This window comes from Bradyrhizobium sp. sBnM-33, assembly GCF_032917945.1.
In the GTDB taxonomy this organism is placed as follows: domain Bacteria; phylum Pseudomonadota; class Alphaproteobacteria; order Rhizobiales; family Xanthobacteraceae; genus Bradyrhizobium.
In genome coordinates this window covers 2,822,164-2,839,628 of the sequence record NZ_CP136624.1, presented here as the reverse complement: position 1 = coordinate 2,839,628, position 17,465 = coordinate 2,822,164, and the positions used below count along the sequence as shown (strand labels likewise).

The 17,465-nt window shown below is 60.4% G+C and carries 14 protein-coding genes and 5 pseudogenes; 9 read left to right on the top strand and 10 right to left on the bottom strand.

The window, feature by feature from the left end; genetic code table 11:
- Positions 1–177: 177 nt before the first annotated feature.
- From RX328_RS13110 to RX328_RS13090, 6 genes and pseudogenes are all read left to right on the top strand, one after another.
- Positions 178–537, top strand: coding sequence for a hypothetical protein (locus tag RX328_RS13110; RefSeq protein ID WP_213253722.1), 360 nt, complete (start codon positions 178–180; stop codon positions 535–537).
- Positions 506–1,498, top strand: coding sequence for an aminotransferase class III-fold pyridoxal phosphate-dependent enzyme (locus RX328_RS13105; RefSeq protein ID WP_312018081.1), 993 nt, complete (start codon positions 506–508; stop codon positions 1,496–1,498). Before RX328_RS13110 ends, RX328_RS13105 begins: the two co-directional genes overlap by 32 nt.
- A gap of 209 nt (positions 1,499–1,707) precedes the next feature.
- Positions 1,708–2,268, top strand: a complete 561-nt coding sequence (locus RX328_RS13100) for a sulfotransferase (protein WP_312018080.1) — start codon at positions 1,708–1,710, stop codon at positions 2,266–2,268.
- A gap of 98 nt (positions 2,269–2,366) precedes the next feature.
- Positions 2,367–2,657 (top strand): annotated as a pseudogene (locus RX328_RS43570) (MFS transporter); the annotation flags it as partial.
- 77 nt (positions 2,658–2,734) lie between these two features.
- Positions 2,735–2,917, top strand: a complete 183-nt coding sequence (locus RX328_RS13095; RefSeq protein WP_249726843.1) for a hypothetical protein — start codon at positions 2,735–2,737, stop codon at positions 2,915–2,917.
- On the top strand, positions 2,902–3,282 hold the full coding sequence (locus RX328_RS13090; RefSeq protein WP_249726841.1) for a hypothetical protein: 381 nt from the start codon (positions 2,902–2,904) through the stop codon (positions 3,280–3,282). The genes RX328_RS13095 and RX328_RS13090 overlap by 16 nt, the downstream gene beginning before the upstream one ends.
- A gap of 168 nt (positions 3,283–3,450) precedes the next feature.
- Here RX328_RS13090 and RX328_RS13085 read toward each other — a convergent pair whose 3' ends face one another.
- The 3 genes and pseudogenes from RX328_RS13085 to RX328_RS13075 all read right to left on the bottom strand — a co-directional run bounded on the left by RX328_RS13085 (position 3,451) and on the right by RX328_RS13075 (position 5,912).
- Entirely contained in the window at positions 3,451–3,633 is a 183-nt protein-coding gene (locus tag RX328_RS13085; RefSeq protein ID WP_213253721.1) for a hypothetical protein, read from the bottom strand.
- A 392-nt stretch (positions 3,634–4,025) separates the two neighbouring features.
- A pseudogene (locus RX328_RS13080) lies at positions 4,026–5,018 on the bottom strand (IS91 family transposase); the annotation flags it as partial.
- 11 nt (positions 5,019–5,029) lie between these two features.
- Positions 5,030–5,912: pseudogene (locus RX328_RS13075) on the bottom strand (tyrosine-type recombinase/integrase).
- A 324-nt stretch (positions 5,913–6,236) separates the two neighbouring features.
- Here RX328_RS13075 and RX328_RS13070 point away from each other — a divergent pair.
- Positions 6,237–6,569, top strand: a complete 333-nt coding sequence (locus RX328_RS13070; RefSeq protein ID WP_057853677.1) for a hypothetical protein — start codon at positions 6,237–6,239, stop codon at positions 6,567–6,569.
- A gap of 7 nt (positions 6,570–6,576) precedes the next feature.
- A complete protein-coding gene (locus RX328_RS13065) occupies positions 6,577–6,810 on the top strand; it encodes a hypothetical protein (protein WP_244608661.1) in 234 nt (77 codons plus the stop codon).
- A gap of 105 nt (positions 6,811–6,915) precedes the next feature.
- Here the strand turns inward: RX328_RS13065 and RX328_RS13060 are convergent.
- Positions 6,916–7,645: pseudogene (locus RX328_RS13060) on the bottom strand (HAD-IC family P-type ATPase); the annotation flags it as partial.
- Positions 7,646–7,905: 260 nt separating this feature from the next.
- On the opposite strand from RX328_RS13060, the gene hemN reads away from it, so the two are divergent.
- Positions 7,906–9,261 (top strand): oxygen-independent coproporphyrinogen III oxidase, encoded by a 1,356-nt coding sequence (hemN, locus tag RX328_RS13055; protein WP_213253718.1) that lies wholly within the window; start codon positions 7,906–7,908, stop codon positions 9,259–9,261.
- 399 nt (positions 9,262–9,660) lie between these two features.
- On the opposite strand, the gene RX328_RS13050 is transcribed toward hemN, so the two are convergent.
- From RX328_RS13050 to RX328_RS13025, 6 genes and pseudogenes are all read right to left on the bottom strand, one after another.
- Positions 9,661–10,413: a 4Fe4S-binding leucine-rich repeat protein gene (locus RX328_RS13050; RefSeq protein ID WP_213253717.1), complete on the bottom strand. Its 753-nt coding sequence runs from the start codon at positions 10,411–10,413 to the stop codon at positions 9,661–9,663.
- 34 nt (positions 10,414–10,447) lie between these two features.
- A pseudogene (locus RX328_RS13045) lies at positions 10,448–10,621 on the bottom strand (insulinase family protein); the annotation flags it as partial.
- Between the two features lie 261 nt (positions 10,622–10,882).
- Entirely contained in the window at positions 10,883–12,709 is a 1,827-nt protein-coding gene (gene glmS, locus RX328_RS13040; protein ID WP_213253716.1) for a glutamine--fructose-6-phosphate transaminase (isomerizing), read from the bottom strand.
- 2,461 nt (positions 12,710–15,170) lie between these two features.
- Positions 15,171–15,677: an isochorismatase family protein gene (locus tag RX328_RS13035; RefSeq protein ID WP_213253715.1), complete on the bottom strand. Its 507-nt coding sequence runs from the start codon at positions 15,675–15,677 to the stop codon at positions 15,171–15,173.
- A 69-nt stretch (positions 15,678–15,746) separates the two neighbouring features.
- Positions 15,747–16,385: an acyl-homoserine-lactone synthase gene (locus RX328_RS13030; RefSeq protein WP_213253714.1), complete on the bottom strand. Its 639-nt coding sequence runs from the start codon at positions 16,383–16,385 to the stop codon at positions 15,747–15,749.
- Positions 16,386–16,576: 191 nt separating this feature from the next.
- Positions 16,577–17,305, bottom strand: a complete 729-nt coding sequence (locus RX328_RS13025; protein WP_213253713.1) for an autoinducer binding domain-containing protein — start codon at positions 17,303–17,305, stop codon at positions 16,577–16,579.
- Between the last annotated feature and the right edge of the window lie 160 nt (positions 17,306–17,465).

Sequence of the window (17,465 nt, the reverse complement as noted above, 5' to 3'; positions counted from 1 at the left end):
CATGAACACGCCCAGTGCCACCTTGGCCGCGAGCGACGCGCAAAAAACGGCGCTCCGCCGCGCGCTGCGGATCACCGCGTCGGAGAAATGGGATCTTAACCGGCGTTTTCCAGTGGTGATGAGCCGCGCTTCCGGTGCGCATGTCTGGGATGTTAATGGAAAACAAGAAAACAATACGTGGATTTCACCTCGTGTAGCGGGGCCGCGCCGTTGGGAGCCGGATACGAACCTGTGCTCGCGCACGTCACCACGGAAATGCGCCGCACCGGCTGCATCCTACCCGGGCCGTTGTCCGTGCACCGGGTCGAAGTGGCCGAACGGCTTGCGGAAATCTTCCCGGTCGCGCAACGCTCGGTGTTCTTCCGCACCGGCTCATGCGCCACCACCGCCGCAGTCCGCCTCGCCCGCGCGCACACCGGCGTCAACCTGGTGCTTACTAACGGATATCACGGCTGGCATGACTGGCACTTACAGGACCGGCCAGCCCAGGCGGGACCAGGACAGCGTGGAGTTCCGCTACGACCTGGACCTGCTTGAGAAACTGGCCAGCGTCCAGCGCGTCGCCGCGGTGATCATCACCCCCGAGGTCAACTTCTTCCCTGCCGAATACCACCGGCGATTGCAGACGCTGGTGCACCAGCACGGTGCGCTGTTGATCCTGGACGAGGTTATGACCGGTTTCCGCTACGCCCTCGGCGGATACCACACCGCAGTCGGCCTCACGCCCGACCTGATCACACTGAGCAAAGGACTGGCGAACGGCATGGCGCTATCTGCGGTGGCCGGTCGGGCGGACGTGCTCAACGCCACCGAAAAGACCTACCTGGGCAACACCTATCAGCGCGAGGTTACCCCGTTCGCGGCCGCGCTGAGCACCCTAGACGCGCTGCGCGACGGGACCGCGCTGGCGCGGATGCGTCAGGTTGGCGAGCAACTCATCAACGGGCTCAACGAGGTCTTCGTCGGCCAGCAGGTCGAGGCGTGGGCGTTCGCCTGGCCCACCATGTTCGACGTCATGTTTGCCGACGCCGAACTCGGCCACGCGTTCTTCCAGGAGATGTGGTCGCGGGGCTTCCTCATGCAGTACGGCGGCCGGTTCATGCCATCCGCGGCACTGTCCGACGCTGACCCGCGATCGAAGCCGCCGGACAGGCTTTGCCGGCGGCATTGGCGCGAGTGGATAGCACCGGCGGCGACCCGGATCCGGTGGCCGCCGCCGTGCGGTTCGCCGGTGATCACTTCGTGGCCACCCCGGATTCTGTCCGACGCTGGTTCACTGCGCCCAGCCACCCATGAGCACCAGCTGTCAAACAGGGGACACCGCTATGCCCGAGGCCGACCCATTTCCCACTTCGCCGGTTCTGCTCGGCGGCGACAACAGGTCCGGCACGACCTTGCTGAGCGTCGTGCTGGACTCGCATCCCGATCTGGTGATCGGGCCGGAAATCGACTTCCTGGAGCCGCCGAACCTCGGTCCGCACATCCTGCGCGCGATTGACCTGCTGGATGCCCGCGATCCCAAGGTCACCGGCACCACAAAAAGCACGATCGATCCATTCTGGTACGACGGCGTGCACTTCGCGGTGCAGTGCCGACGCTTTGGCCTGGACTTCGACGACGTGCGCGAGCTGGTCACCAAGGTAATGGTCGAGGTGGCCAATGACATTGTGTCGTTCGCCGACCGGTGCCGGCTGATCAACGAGATCGGTGAGTTCCGCAGGGCTCACACCGGAGCCCGGCGGGTGGGGACTAAAACTACAGCGCAAGATCGCTCAGGTCGATTCTTACGCCCGGCTGTGGCCGAGGGCGCATTTCGTGCACATCGTGCGCGACGGTCGGGACCTGGCCGCCTCGCACCTGAAAACCGTGCCGGATTGGGGTTACCGGACCGCCGCCGAAGCCGCGCGGGGCTGGCTTGAAGTGGTATCCCGGCCGCATCGGGTCGCGCCGCCGGACAGCTACCTCGAGCTGCGCTACGAGGATCTGGTAAGTCGTCCTCGACCCATCCTGACCCAAATCCTGGACCACCTCGGCTTGCCTTGGGACGAGGCCGTGCTGCGGCACGCCGAGTATCAGCACGCGCTCTTCGACCATCCGTACGGCCACCCGGCGGCCGAATCCGCGGGCAAACCACTGCACTCGGGCCGGCTCGGTCGCTACGCCGAGGATCTGACGCGCGCTCAGATCGCGGAGTTCGAGCGGATCGCCGGCAGTGAACTGGCCCGGCTGGGCTATCTATCGGCCCCGACCTCGACCGTCGAAGCGTGAGCCGCGCCCACTGTTCCGCCGCCCTGCTCCGACCGCCGCGCGGCGACCTGGCGCTGCTCGTTGGCCAGACCGTGTCGTTGCTGGGCTCCCAGGTGACCATGCTGGCGCTGCCGCTTACCGCGATCACTCTGCTGGGCGCGGGACCCGTGCAGACCGGGCTACTGCTGGCTTGCGGTCGGGCGCCGTACCTGGTGGCGGGCCCGTTCGCCGGCGTCATCGTGGACCGCCTCCCGCACCGGTGGATCCTGCTGATCGCCAACTTGGTGATGGCGGCAACGCTGGCCACGATTCCGCTGCTGGCCGGCCTCGGACACCTCGGAATGGTCCAGCTGTGTACGGCAACGGCGCTGGTCGGGGTGGCGCCGGTGAACGCCGAGGTGGCCTATCTGGCGTGCGTACCCACGGTGGTGGACCGGTATCGGCTGGTCCAGGCGCAGAGTTTGTTGGAGCTCAGCCAGGAAGCGCGGTGGCAGCCGGTCCGTTCCTGGCCGGCTGGCTGGTCAGCACGTTCTCCGCGCCGACCGCGATCCTGGCCGACTCAGCCTCGTTCCTGCTCGCCGCCGCGTTGCTGTCGCTCGTGCCGAGCGCGCGGCTGCCGGCTCAGCGGCCGGGTCGACCCAGCTACTCGGCCAAATGGCCGAAGGGCTGACCACCGTGTTCGGCACCCCGATTCTGCGGGCAGTCACGTTGGCCACTGGCACCTTCATCTTTTGGTACAACGCATACTCGGCGGTCTTCCTGCTGCACCTGACGAAAGATCTGGGTTTGGAGGGCGGAACTGTCGGCGTGGTGCTCGGCATCGGTGCACTCGGTGGCGTCGTCGGCGCGGTCACCGCACCGTGGGCGGGACGTGCGATCGGGCTTGGGCCGTTGCTGATGGTTGCGCTGGCGCTGAGCGCTGGAGGCATGAGCTTGGCGGCGCTTCTCGCCCAGCCGTGGTGGGCCGCGGTAGTGTGCTGGCATTGTCTCAGTTCCTGCTGTCGGTTGGCGACGACGCCCTTGCTGTTCGGCTAACGGTTCCCATCACCAGGGTCTGTAGAGGACTCTCACCTCCAAGTCATCGACCGGACACCACTCCGATCAAATCGCGCCACTCACGGCGCTCCGCGCCATGCCTGGCGCACCAAGAAAAAGCCCAGGATGACCTCCCGGGCCTCTTCACGTAGAGCACTGCATCAGCACCTAGCGGAAATAGGCGCGGATCGCGACCGCGTCGGCCTCACGCGGTGTTCTGCCGGCGAGATGGCCTTCGATCACGCGTCGGCAGATGAGTTGCATTGACGTGTCGCTAAGGTCCTTGGCCGCCGCAAGCACAGCCCAAGTTTCCGAGATCAGGGAATTGCGTTCTGATGTGATCACGTTCATGTCGTGTGGCTCCTCACGCATCGACGCAAACAGGAGAGCCGGCCAGACGCGGCGTGGATTCCCCGACGTAGCTGCCTCCCATTGAGACGCTGGCGTCCTTCGCCACGTATTGAACGGCACCGCTGCGCACGGCGCGGATGCCCTTCATGCCAAGCAGCAGGCGATCGTTCGGCAGCCGACGGAACGATGTGATGGTTAGGTAAAAATGGTTGCTGCATTTCTGCTCTCTTGCACGAGCTTAGCGCAAAGTGCTTCTGCTTGAATGCGGCGAGCGGAGGTCAAGCGCGTCTCGTCCGCCGGTTCACGATGGCGGGCCGCCAACTGAGGCGGTCCTACTCTTGCAGGACTTCATGTTTGGATTTCCTCGACTGGCCCAGCTCATCACATCCCTTCGCGAGCTTTTCTGCGCAGTAGCGATTGGCCAGGAAGCCGAAATACCGAATACGTTGAAACCCGTCGGGAAGTACGTGAAGCAGGAACCGACGGATGAATTCGTCAGCGCCAAGCGTCATCGTCTTTTGACGGTGGCCATTGCGATAATCTTTCCAGCGAAACTGAACCTTGCCGTCGTCGACATCGAGGAGGCGATTGTTAGAGATGGCGATGCGGTGCGTGTATCGTGCGACGTATTTGAGGACTTGTTCAGGTCCGGCGAAGGGGCGCTTCGCGTAAACCACCCAATCCTTCTTCTGGATAGGCGCGATGTGACGCAAGAAGGCGTCGCGCGTCCGAAGGGATTCCAGCGAGGAAAAGAACTGCAAGTCTCCGGCGTCGAAGGCCTTCCGGAGATAATCGAGAAACAGTCGCGCCAACACGAGAACGGGCAAAAAGAACTTGCGCCGGCAGGAAATCCATCGTGTACCATCCGGAGAAATGCCCCCACCCGGAACCACGCAATGCAGATGCGGATGGTGAAAAAGAGCCTGACCCCAAGTATGAAGCACCGCGAAGAATCCGATTTGTGCGCCCAAATGCTTGGAGTCAGCTGCGATGGTGCGCAACGTCTCGCTGGCGGCCCGGAACAGAATGCCGTAGACGATCTTCTTGTTTTGAAGGGCAATAGCTGCAATGGACTGCGGTATGGTGAAGACCACATGAAAATACTGGGTGTCGAGAAGTTCTGATCGACGGTCGTCCAACCACTGGGCACGAGCCAGTGATTGGCATTTTGGGCCGTGGCGATCACGACAACTATTGTAGCAGATGCGCTGGTGGTCACAGTGATCGCAGCGCTCAACATGACCACCAAGTGCCGCAGTTCGACACAATTCGATCGCGCTCATGACGCGACGCTGTGCGGTGCATAGCGAGGCGTCATGGCTCTCACGATAGGCTGCGCCGTAGCGGCGGAATATGTCCGCCACTTCCGGCTCCGAGCGGGCCATCGGTCTGAAACTCAGAAGTGTTTTGGCGGCGCCGGCTGTGGTTCGGCTGGAACTGGATGCGGCAAGAGGTCCAGAGGGCTGGACGTCGCGCAGACCTTGTTGGTCGCGATGCGCAAGTACTTGGCCGTGGTGGCGAGGCTGCGATGACCGAGGAGGAGCTGAATGGTCCGCAAGTCGGTACCTGATTCGAGGAGATGTACAGCGAATGCGTGCCGAAGCGAATGTGGGGTGACGGGTTTAGAGAGATCGGACAACCGATGCGCCTTTTTGGCAGGCTGCTTCTACGGCGTCCTTCGTGATTGGCCGATCATCGTGAATGCCAGGGAACAGCCACTCCTTCGGGCGAACGGCGATCCAGTAGCTGCGCAGGATCTCCAGCAGCATGGGCGACAGCATCACGTACCGATCTTTGCGACTTTTACCCTGCTCGACGCGAACAACCATACGGGCGCTATCGATGGCGGCGGCCTTCAGCCGGACGGCCTCCGAAATGCGCAAGCCTGCCGCGTAGCAGGTGGTCAGGATCACCCGATGTTTGTTGCAATCCACGCAGCTGAGGAAATGCACAACTTCTTCAGGGCTCAGGACGACGGGTAGCTTCTGCGGCTTTTTTGGAAGCGGGATGTCTTCTCCAAAGGTCCAGTCCTCCTTGAGCGTAATCCTGCAAAGGAACCGAAGCGCCGCGACAGCCGTATGGATTGAATTGGGGGCCAACCTCTTCTCGTTCGTGAGGTAGATTTGATAAGTCCGGATGTGCTCGGGGGTCAGCGCATCCGGCGACATACGGAAGTAACGTGCAAACAGCGATACCTGTTGGAGATACGATGCCTGTGTATGCGGCGACAGATTCCGCACCTGCATGTCCTCAGTCATCCGTTGTCGAAGAACCGTCATGGGAAGCTCCTTAAGCGCTGCAAGCAGCGCCTCCAGCATCTCGCAATCGAACTTCGTCGGGAATGCAGGAAGATCAGATGGTGGTACCGAAGCTTGCCACGAGTCGCCTACCGCGAAGCGGTGATGCGCCGGAGGGGGCGGACTGCGTTGTATTAGCGAGGAAGCGGGGTAATGCCCGTGAGGTCGTCGCTATTGGATCGGGTCAACCAGCAATGGGAGGAAGGCGAGTTGTGCGACGGATAGGGAATATGGCTCTGTTGAGCCATATTCGCTATCATCGCTGACCGTCGGCTCTCTGATTCGCCCGTTAAAGATGGACGACCTATGCTCGACAATCCGGAGAAGACCACCCGGCTGCTCGCCGCACTCAAGGCAGCTGCGCCATTTGACGTTGAACTGGCACCATCGTTGATCGAATATCTGCAGGCCGAGAATGTTGCCGATGCTGATCGGATGCACCACGTCGTCTGGGATTTGTCATACGCCGGTGACGAGGGCGGTATCATTTGCCATTTGTCTCGCTCGGAAGAAACAGGCAGAGCGCTTGTCGTCTCCCTCACACATGTGCGCGTGCCGCGCTCGATGCCACTTGCAGCGGCCGTTCTGGATTATCAGAAGCACCGAGTGAAGAAGCTCAAGAAGCAGGGCCGGAGGTAGCATAGAAATGGCGCACGCGATTATCCGAGGAAAGAATGGTCGCCGATATGAAGTGGAGTTTGAAGACGCGCCGGTACGCGTCGAAGTTCATGCCAGTGAGGAGACCGTCGAGATTTTTGTGGAGGCAGATTTTGAAACGCACCCGGAAGAACGGCGACGTTATGCGATAATCAACATCCCCCGCCACCTGTTCAGCGAGGCCACGGGTCGGACGGCGCGACGCACAGCGAAGAATCGTTAAGCTGCCGCGCACTCTGTGCCGCTTCCTTCTTCAGGCCGCCGCCATCGCTGCCTACCGCGGAGCGGTTTAGTCCAATCGGCCCTATGCCGCGCGCGGGATAGGGCGGCTGTACATCACCGCGGCACGGTCGCCGCCGCGATCGGAGCCGCAGAATAGCCAGGACTTGCGCCCCAGCCCGAGTGCACAGGGACAGGTGATGATGAGGACGGCGATGCCGGTGACGATGGCATCATGCCAGCTTGCGCCTGCGATGACCCAGCCGAGGATGGTGAGCAGCGCAGTCGCATGCACCACCGGCGCGTAGAGCCGAGAGGCGCGGTCGGCGAGCCGCCTGTAGCGCGAACGGGCCTGGAGCGCATTGTCGAGCAGCCTCGTGATCTCGGCGAGCAGCGTCGCCTCCGAGGCGGCCGAGACCCGCACCGCAGCGTGCCGGAAATATTGATCGATCCGGCATAAACCGGCGTCCCTGCCCGGCCGTGACATAGAGCGTTTCGCCGGTGATCAGGCTCTGGTCGATCTCGGAGCGCCCCTCGATCACGGTGCCGTCGACGGCGCAGCGCTCGCCGGGCCGCAAGAGCACGATGTCGCCGGGATGAATCGCCGCCACCGGCACCTGCGAGATCTCATCGGGTCCCACGAATTTGGCCGCCGTCTCCGCCTTCAATGCGGCAAGATTGCCGGCGACCGCGCGCGTCCGCCGCCGCGTGTTCTGGTCGAGGACGCGGCCGACCAGGAGGAACGTCAGCAACATGACCGCCGCGTCGAAATAAGCGTGCTCGGCATGATGAATGGTCTCCACCACGGACATGCCGAGCGCCAGGATCACCCCGATCGCAACCGCTAGCGCCTGCACAATCTCGACGCCTGATCGCTTTCACCCGGCCGACGTTTCTCCTCCGCGACTTGGCCCGCCGAACGCATTTCGGCCGGCTTTTTTTGCCGCAATCAAGCCGCGGGCCGCGTTTCGGCCAAGAGGATCAGAGCTGCCAACTGCTGCTGGCGGAGTTGAAGCCCAAAACGACCAAAGGATTGCGCCAGCGCAAGGTGCCTCCTCAGCGAAGTCGTTAGACAATCCGGCAGCTGAAGGAGAAACAGATGAGATCGGATCTGGCGCAATCGTACGGTCACGACAGGCTTCCCCTCTACACAAGCTATCCGACCGCGCCGCACTTTTCGCCAGCGATCGGCGAACCTGATTACCGGATGTGGCTTGGATCCCTGCCGCCCCGCCAGCCGGCCTCGATCTATGTGCACGTTCCGTTCTGCCGGTCTATGTGCTGGTACTGCGGTTGCCACACCTCGGTCACGCAGAAAGACGACCCCATCGCAGTCTATACATCGGGCCTGCGAGCGGAGGCGCACCTAATCGCCGAAACTATCGGCCACCGCCTTCCTATCTCGCACATCCATTTCGGCGGCGGCACGCCGACGATCATGACGCCCGAGACCTTCGCCGATCTCGTCGGCGCGCTCCGCTTCTCGTATTTCGTGTTGCCCGACGCCGAAATCGCCGTGGAGATCGATCCGCGTACCCTGACCGAGCCGATCGCGGAGGGTTTGGGCTACAGCGGCGTCAATCGCGCGAGCCTGGGTGTACAGAGCTTCGATCCTGTTGTGCAGCGCGCCATCAACCGCCTGCAGACTTTCGAGCAGACCGCCACGTGCGTTGAGCGCCTGCGGCGAGCCGGCGTCGGCCGGCTCAACTTCAATCTTATCTACGGTCTGCCGCTTCAGACCATGCAATCGTGCCTAGACACGGTAGCCAAATGCATCGAACTCCGGCCGGATCGCTTGTGGGTGTTCGGTTACGCGCATATGCCCTCCTTCAAGAAGCATCAGCGCAAGATCGACGAACACGCCCTGCCCCAGCCAGTCGAGCGTCATCTTCAGTCGGAATTGATTGCGGAAGCCCTGGTCGACGCGGGCTACGTGCGCATTGGTTTCGACCACTTCGCCCTACCACGCGACAATCTTACCGCGGCGAAGCGCGAGGGGCGGCTGCGTCGGAACTTCCAGGGTTACACCGACGACACCGCCGAAACACTCATCGGGCTAGGGGCAAGCGCCATCGGGAGGATGCCGCAGGGATTCGCACAGAATGTCGTGGTAACCCGTGATTACCTGGCGCGCATCGCCGAGGACCGGCCCGCCACCCTCAAGGGGTATGGCTTCACGGGTGACGATCGCTTCCGAGCCGATCTGATCGAGCGACTGATGTGCGACATGGCCCTCGACCTGTCGAAGATCGCTCTGTCGCATGGCCGCGATCCGAAGTCGGCCATCGTCGATCGCTCGCGGCTCGATAGCCTCATTGCAGACGGCGCAGTGACCATGGACGGCGACGAGCGACTGTTCGTCAGGAAAGGCGCCGAGTTTCTCGTCAGGACCGTAGCGTCCGCATTCGATGCTCATCTGGCGCGGTCAGTCGCGACTCACAGCCGCACAGTATGAGGCTCCTGGAGCTGCCACACTAGTAGCTTCCCCGAGCATCGTGCAACGGGCCACTGCTCTTGCGACCTTCGCGATAATTGGCTCGTTAAATGTTGCGTCCTCCCGGGCATCGTACTCAGGTGGTTGCACCATTTCCTGCAACTTGCCCCGCCGCGGGGCTTAAATTCGCTGCGCGAGCACCTTGTTTGGCGCAAATTCGACCAAGGAGGCATTGCCTGGATCGGAAAAGGAACAGATCTCCGCAGAATGGATATGTGGCGCGTCACATATCCGTATGCTGGCGATCTCTACATCTTCCGGGAACGCCGCGGCGATCTGGTCAAGATCCTCGGCATGACGCAATAGGCATATCGCGGCAAGTTCATCTGGCCGTCGGCGTCGGCCGACGCGGTATCGATCTCAGCGGCGGTCTCCTGCAATCCGCGAGCTCGCGACTTCGCGCACGAGACTATACGGGTCATCGACGAGGCTAAGGATCTCAGTCACTGGCGCACGGCTTGCGACCTCGTAGCGGATGCGCCAGTCAGGATCATGCCGCAGCAGCGGCACAAGCTGCACAGATAGTCGTCGGGCTATCTCCAGTCTTACCGACGCCTCACGATCGTCGATCATGCGGAGCAACCATTCATTTGGAATGCGCCGTGCCACAACACGGCGGACCTCGGCTTCCTCGTCATCCACCATTCGGGGGAGCAGCATAGGCTCGATCCGACTCGCGACGACAAGGCGAACATAGTAATATTCGTCCGAGGCCATGGGTAGCAATTCTTCACCGTCGAACAGGCTCGCCACCCGCTTCCTCAGCTCGGGATGCGGATGCTTCCGTAATTGCAACGCGTAGCGTCTAGGCAGGCGAAGCATCGCATTCCATTGCACTTTTTCATTGGGATCATCGATCAGCGGCGGCAGCAGCAAGACATTGGCAAACTTCGCCGCGATTGCCCTTACCTCAAAATGCGGATGGCAGAGATAGCGGTCGGCGAGATCCGGATTCCACTCGAAGAACCTCTCGATACCGCGGGGACAACGGTCGTTGACGCAGGCGTGCTTGAGCCGACATCCGCCGGTTTCGCTCAGTGCGAGGTGCTCGCACGACGTGCAATCAAGCCGGTTGCCCTCCCAGTCAAGAGCCTTGTCGATATCATCAACCATTGTCCTGCCCACATAGGTCAGGCACGCGCACCTTGGCGTCGACGTCGCCCGCGATCACCAGGATCGCATTGTTCGGTGCGTAGAAGCGCTTGTAGAACGCCAGCGCATCCTCGCGGTCGAGCTTTTCGATCTCCTGGTGCCAGCCGATCACCGGGCGGCCGTAGGGATGGTTGAGGTAGAGCGCGGCCATGATCTGCTCGGTCAGCCGCTCGTGATCGCGCCATCCGTGAATCCCGGTCCGGGAGCTGAACTCCAGTTGTACTCCTGAGGTCATTATCGCATTTCGAGATACGAACCATTCATGTCCGGAAGGCGATATGGACGCACGCAGCAACGACGATCGGCATCAACATGGATAGGAGAGAAATTGAGGATCTGCTCGGTTTTGGCTTCCACAGAACGGACATAACCGAACACGAAGGCCTATTCGCTGAAGTCTCACGACCACTGCGACTTTGGCCCTGCCCGCCTATTCTACGGTCACCGATTTCGCGAGATTGCGTGGCTGATCGACGTCCGCTCCCATTAGGACAGCGGTATAGTAGGCCAAAAGCTGCACCGGAATGGCATAGACCATGGGTGTAAATGTTGCAGCCATGTTTGGCAGCACAATTGTCATGAGCGAATCCACCGTCGCTTCCGAAGCACCTGTCGCATCGGTCATCAGGATGATGTTGCCACCACGAGCGGCGACTTCCTGCATGTTTGAGACGGTTTTTTCGAAAACCCGGTCGTAAGGAGCGATCACCACCACTGGCATGCTATCGTCGATCAGCGCAATCGGGCCGTGTTTGAGCTCGCCGGCGGCATAGCCCTCGGCGTGGATATAGGAGACTTCCTTCAGCTTGAGCGCGCCCTCCAGCGCCAAGGGGAACGACGTGCCGCGGCCGAGATAGAGCACAGCGCTCGTTTTGGCGATGTCGCGCGCGAGCTTCTCGATCTGCGGTTCGATCGCGAACGCCGCAGCGATCAGCCGCGGAACTTCAATCAGCTCACCCACGAGCTTCAATTCATCGATGTCGGACAATTCTCCGCGCTCTTTGCCTGCGGCGACCGCAAGGGCGGCCATCACCATCAGCTGACAAGTGAAAGCTTTGGTCGAGGCGACGCCGATTTCCGGGCCGGCCAATGTCGGCAGCACGGTTTCGCTCTCGCGCGCAATCGTCGACGTCGGTACGTTGACCACGGAAACCGTGTGCAGACCCTGCGCCTTGGCGTAGCGCAAAGCGGCCAGCGTGTCGGCGGTCTCGCCAGACTGCGAGATGACGATCGCGAGATCCCCCTTGCGCAAAGGCGCCTCGCGGTATCGGAGTTCAGAGGCCACGTCGATCTCGACCGGCATACGCGCGAGCCGCTCGAACCAATACTTGGCGACGTGACCGGCATAGCTTGCGGTACCGCAAGCCGTGATCGAGATGCGCCTAATGTCATTGAAGTCGAATGGCAGTTCGAACGGAAGCGCGATGCGCTTTGCGGCTATATCAACATAACGCGCCAGCGTCTGCCCGACCACCTCCGGCTGTTCGTGAATTTCCTTGGCCATGAAGTGGCGATAATTCGCCTTGTCTACCATGAGCGATGACGCGCTAGACTTCAGCGTTTCCCGGTGGGCGACGGCGCCTTTCAAATCATAGATGACGCAGATCGTACGGGTAAGCACGGCCCAGTCACCGTCTTCAAGATAGGTGATTTTATCGGTGAAGGGCGCGAGCGCGATAGCATCCGATCCCAAATACATTTCGCCGTCGCCATGCCCGATCGCGAGCGGCGAACCCCTGCGCGCGCCGATCATGAGATCGTTATGACCTTTGAATAGGAATGCCAGCGCGAACGCGCCGCGCAGCCGCGGCAGCAACGCTTTCACTGCGTCCTGCGGCGAGTAGCCATGCTTTAGATAGGATTCGACGAGATGCGCCACCACCTCGGTATCGGTCTCCGAGGCGAAGTTAGCGCCATTCTGCTCTAGCTCAGCGCGCAGCTCGCGGAAATTCTCGATGATCCCGTTATGGACGACGGCGACATTGTCCGTCACATGCGGATGGGCATTGCGCTCGGTCGGCTTACCATGGGTGGCCCAGCGCGTATGACCGATACCGGTATGACCCGACAGCAGATCGCCGCGTAGCCGCGCCTCGAGATTTTTCAGCTTGCCCTCGGCACGCCGGCGCTCGAGATGGTTGCCTTCAAGCGTCGCTACGCCTGCGGAGTCGTAGCCGCGATATTCCAGTCGTTTGAGTGCCTCGACCAGCTGCCCCGTGACCGGACCACGCCCCAAGATGCCGACAATCCCACACATACCGATCAATGCCCTCCAGCTTCAAGGAAATCATCTTCAAAACCGCAGAAACTTCTTAACCAAATTCACTCGTCTGAACGTACTCAATACTCATAGCCGATGGCGACATCGTTGGCGGTTCAACTCTGAAAACTCCCTGTCAGAGCAATTAGTCTCGCCGCGTGCACACGCGTAAGCTAGGTCTTAGAAGTTTCAACCATCATCGGTTCGCCCAACCGCAGCGCGGCTTTGGCGAGCACAATCGAATACCAGTAGGAAACGGCAGCAAGCGCTGCGAACGAACTGAGGGTTTCGAGGTGAGCCAAATACTCAGGCGCGAGTCCATGGTCCCGTGCGACAGCGAGACATGGCGCAAACAGACTCTTCGTCCGGTAGCGAAGATAGCAATCGTAGTCGCAATAGGGCTGCTGGGTGGAGATACCTTGCTGGTAGCGCGACCTTAGTGATCGACGACACTCGATGCAGATCGACGGACCGCGTGGCGTCCTGCGATAGAACTTCATAATCGTCCGTCAGCTCGTCTTACTTCCTTGCCGAGAGCCATTCAGGATGCTCCGGCCCGCTTCTCGACGAGACTAAAACTATTGCGATTGATGGCTCAATTGTACGTAAGTAGGCCTTCAATATTGAAAGGGTTTGGAGGGCTATACGAAGGTTTGTAATCCGCCGCTCCTCCGTTAGTACTGATGTCAGCGGTCCCCCTTGCGCGGCCAGCTTGCGCGATCCCGTTAGCGGAAACAGTTTGCCATGAACAGCCTCGCGCACTTTGCCGTGCCGCCTAGGCCGCGGGATCTGTTCCGGAGTTGAACGCACGGTTGTTCCTAGGCGGAGCTAGTACCTCGACAGAGTTTTTGACTGATTGGTTTGGCATCCAAGACGGGTAGCTGCTGAGGAGGGACCGGCACTTCGATGCTGCGCGGCGAGTCGGGCTGCCGCCTGATGAGGCCCGCATGTTCGAGGGTTAACACCACCTCGAAGTGGCGTTTGATTTAATCGAAGATACCTGCCCGAGCGCCCACCGAGCGATTGACGTGAGCGGCTTGCGAAAAAAAGCCGTGCCACGCTGCCCTCGACAGTACGCTCGGATTCGTCTTGGTGATCGAGTTGACCGAGATCAATGACGGCCGCGCTGGGCTTCTATTGAGCTGTCAAGGCGATGCTTCAGGCGAGTTCTGAAGGAGTGCGGCCCTGGAATTGCAGGCCACCAAAACAAGGAGGCGACAACATCTGTGTGTAGCAAATATGCTTTGCGAGCGTTCGGGAAGAAAATGCGTCTGCCAGACTGCTCGTATCGTTCGTGATTCGGAAGAGTCGGACGATCACGCCGGTTCGACGGAATTGGTGTCCCAAAGAGTTGTTCAATGCTCTGACGCCGGTGATGTTCACCGCCGAGCTATCCGTTTTGCGCGCACGTTGGAACAAGTTGTGGCCAGAATTGTATACTGAGTATGACGCGAGGCATCTGGAAAAGGAGTTGTCCATCCGCAACTTGATCTCTACCGAGAAGCTGCGGCGTTCTTTGATGCCTGGGCCGCGGACGAGGAGCGTCACGCCGAGGGCGTTATCCAGATTATGGAGCTCGTCGCTGATGGATCCGAAAAGGATCTTTGGGAGAGATTGGACGCTCGATCACACAATTTTAGTGCAATCAATGAATACCTGAAAGACGAATTCTCTTTGATGGTTATAATCGCCTTTGATGAAATGTGCACCTGCCACGCCTATGCTGCGGATAAGGGTTTTTATGCCGGACTTGGGAACGATAGATTCGTTCGTTGGCTAAGAGAAGTGACTGCCGACGAGGCAGTTCACTCGATGAACGCGGTTACGTTATCCGCGCCCGGTACTCCGATCGCATCCGCGAAGTCGGCACAATCCTCGACGGCCTAACCAGCGGTGTCGCCGATGAGTCGGACTATGGCGGCACCTTCGTTCTGGATTACTTCGGCGAGAAGTACACGAAAGAGATGCTAGCCAACTGCCGCGCCACGATCCTGAGAAATGTTGCCAAGCCGCTCACGACCGCAGAGCGAGATGGACGGAACGGTCGGCCAAGTTGACCTCAACGACGTCGCACCGGCTGCGGAGTGATTCCGGCGCCGAGGCGCCCAGCCTGCTCCTTCGGCTCGTACATGAGCGGCTGCCGCGCAGCGGAACAACGAACGCAAATGACCGCGGTCGCTTCGGGCGTCGATCGATTGATCGTTGTGCTGTTTCAGCCTTCCACGTCGCTGAATTTTCTAGACCTGAAATTCCGCCAGACCTCGGATCAGCGACCGTTGGCCTCTAGCGCATGCCGCAGTCGACCATGCTCTATGCCTACACCCGTGGCTCGTGCTGATAGCGGTCCGATATGGGGCTGATCGACCGGGATCTGCTGACTGTAGACGAACAGGCGATCAAAGAGACCCGGGTCGTTCGGATGATCTTTCGTGGGCGGACTTGCCGATGGCAACCCAGATCACGATAGAAGCTGCTGAACTTTTTGCGTCAAAAGCGGTTCATGCAGACATACCGCCCATTCCAGCAGCATCTGGCGCACAGTGGTCGCCAAGATGCCATGAAGCGCCATCCGATCCAGAGCAAGTGAACGATCCGCATCGACACGCGTCGCGATCAGGTCCGAGAGGAGGCGTACGTCATATCCACGCTCGGCGGCCTGCAGAGCGGCAATGAAGATATCTTCTTCGAGCCAACCTCCTCCAAAGAAAATGATACCGGTCTCGCGTGAAGCCAGATTGTCCGTAAACCGCCGATCGTGCCAAATGGAAAGAGCGTCAACGTCCAGCTGCGTCATCGAGTGCACGAGTTGCTGACCCTTAATCCCGAACGGCTGGCATTCGCCGATGAGGGTCGACGCGACGGCGAACATCTCCAAGCCCGTCTGCAGCAACGAGAAACTGACGTGCCGCGGGGCAAGACCGGCCGAAGCCGGCGTCTCGCCGCGCGTCATATTGATCAAAACCACCCGACTATGTCGTGGGTCTGCAAGCATCTACGTGTCAAATGACCTTGGCTGGATGCTGCTCACGGGGCATCAGGCGGCCGCATTAACAAGATCCGATGACACAAGCACGGGGCCGTTGACGCCGGCTTGTTCGTACATCCTGTGAAGCGTTTGTTCGGACATGTCGAGAAAGCCGGCGACCGCCATGGTCGATCCGACCTGCTGCGGTGCAGCGATCCGCCTCAATGGCCAGCCCGCTCGCCGAAGAATGCGCTCCATACGTGTATCAGTGACTGTCACGATGCTGTCTGCGCGCGCGCCGCGTACTGCCTCCATCATGGCGGCGAAGAGGATAAACGTTGCGCGGTTGAGACTATTGGGCGCCTGCTCCGCGACAAGACTGGTGTCAACGCAAAAGCGTGAGCTTTCGAGAATTCTTTCGTCATGCGGCGCTGGCGTCCCGCCGAGCAGAACGGGAAAGGTGTCGGCCAACATGGTTGGTCCGGTCGTCGGAAGCAGACGAACCGAACCAACCGGCTCTCCGGCGTCTGCCATGAGCATGAGATAAGTCGGCCCGAGAGTGTCATACACATCGAGCTCGAATTCACCCGAGACCGACACTGACCAGTCGAGCCGGTCCTTGAAGACCCGGCGCCGCAGCCGATACATCGCCGCGAGCAACTCCAGATGACGACCAAATTGAGAGGTGTGAAGTGCGATGGCATGCATAGCGACCTCCTGAAATTATCGGGAGGCCTCAAAACCAGAAAGAGAGTTGCTAATCGCCTGTCAAATTTTACAGGTAACACTTATTCAGTTTGATTACGCTAGACCTTTTTGGACAGAACACAATACAACATGCCCGGCGCGACGAGCGCCAGGTCTTTTGTGCATCTCGCGAAATGGGAGGGTGTGGATGATTAGGACAACAAACCGCGCCGCAGCGCCTCGGCGACGCATTGGGCAATAGATGCTGCACCTAGTTTGCGGCGCGCGTTCTCAAGATGAAACACGACAGTTCGCGGTGCAATCTGGACCAGCACCGCGATATCGACGACAGCTTTTCCGCGCGCGGTCCAGGCAAGGCATTGGCGCTCGCGCTGAGTGAGTTCACTTGCGGCGAGTTTACTGGCAGAGAGTTCGTCAAGTCTGGCGGCGACATAACAATGAAAGTGCAACCCGACGAGGTGTACCAGATCCTTCCCGTCGGCCACGAGCCGCTCCGGGTGAACCTCCCGGTCGCCCGTCGCCAGCGTAAATGCAGCCATCCGTCCAAATCCACTCCTGATTGGCACAGTGATGCCTGATCTAATCCCGAAGGTCGTCGCTTCATCGAAGAACCGGCGCTGCTCGCGGTTTCCGGCCAGGGTTGACGCCTCGCCTCCCCAGCTGAACAGCGCGTGCTCGGCACGCGCGCGGCGCACCACAGGATCGAGCTGCTGATATCCAAGCTGGAAGTACCGGCTGGTCCAGGATTTTGGATAGGACGAGATCAACATCGGCGTCTCGCCCGTCAGGCGCAGATAGGCAAATCGCTGGAAGCCGAGCCTCTGTGTTAGCCGCGTTGCGACACGCTCGAATTCATCCGCGTTGGTTGCGGTTTGGATGGCATCAATAAATTCCTGGAAGATGCTTTCGACCGGGCTCATTCCGGCTCTACCATTTGAACATAATCGACGTGCTTCCTAATGACCTCACCCTCGCCCTTGGCGAAGAAGCTGCTCGGCCTACCAGGTCGCGCGAGCTCCCGCCAGAACAGCCACGCGCTCGAGACCGGGTGGCCGAGCTGGAGGCGCACACGAAGACCCT

What these genes read in the sequence shown, in the direction of transcription:
- RX328_RS13090 (WP_249726841.1), top strand. Translation starts at nt 2,902, where the DNA reads ATGGCCGAAGGGCTGACCACCGTGTTCGGCACCCCGATTCTGCGGGCA.
- RX328_RS13085 (WP_213253721.1), bottom strand. Translation starts at nt 3,633, where the DNA reads ATGAACGTGATCACATCAGAACGCAATTCCCTGATCTCGGAAACTTGG.
- RX328_RS13070 (WP_057853677.1), top strand. Translation starts at nt 6,237, where the DNA reads ATGCTCGACAATCCGGAGAAGACCACCCGGCTGCTCGCCGCACTCAAG.
- RX328_RS13065 (WP_244608661.1), top strand. Translation starts at nt 6,577, where the DNA reads ATGGCGCACGCGATTATCCGAGGAAAGAATGGTCGCCGATATGAAGTG.
- hemN (WP_213253718.1), top strand. Translation starts at nt 7,906, where the DNA reads ATGAGATCGGATCTGGCGCAATCGTACGGTCACGACAGGCTTCCCCTC.
- RX328_RS13050 (WP_213253717.1), bottom strand. Translation starts at nt 10,413, where the DNA reads ATGGTTGATGATATCGACAAGGCTCTTGACTGGGAGGGCAACCGGCTT.
- glmS (WP_213253716.1), bottom strand. Translation starts at nt 12,709, where the DNA reads ATGTGTGGGATTGTCGGCATCTTGGGGCGTGGTCCGGTCACGGGGCAG.
- RX328_RS13030 (WP_213253714.1), bottom strand. Translation starts at nt 16,385, where the DNA reads ATGCATGCCATCGCACTTCACACCTCTCAATTTGGTCGTCATCTGGAG.
- RX328_RS13025 (WP_213253713.1), bottom strand. Translation starts at nt 17,305, where the DNA reads ATGAGCCCGGTCGAAAGCATCTTCCAGGAATTTATTGATGCCATCCAA.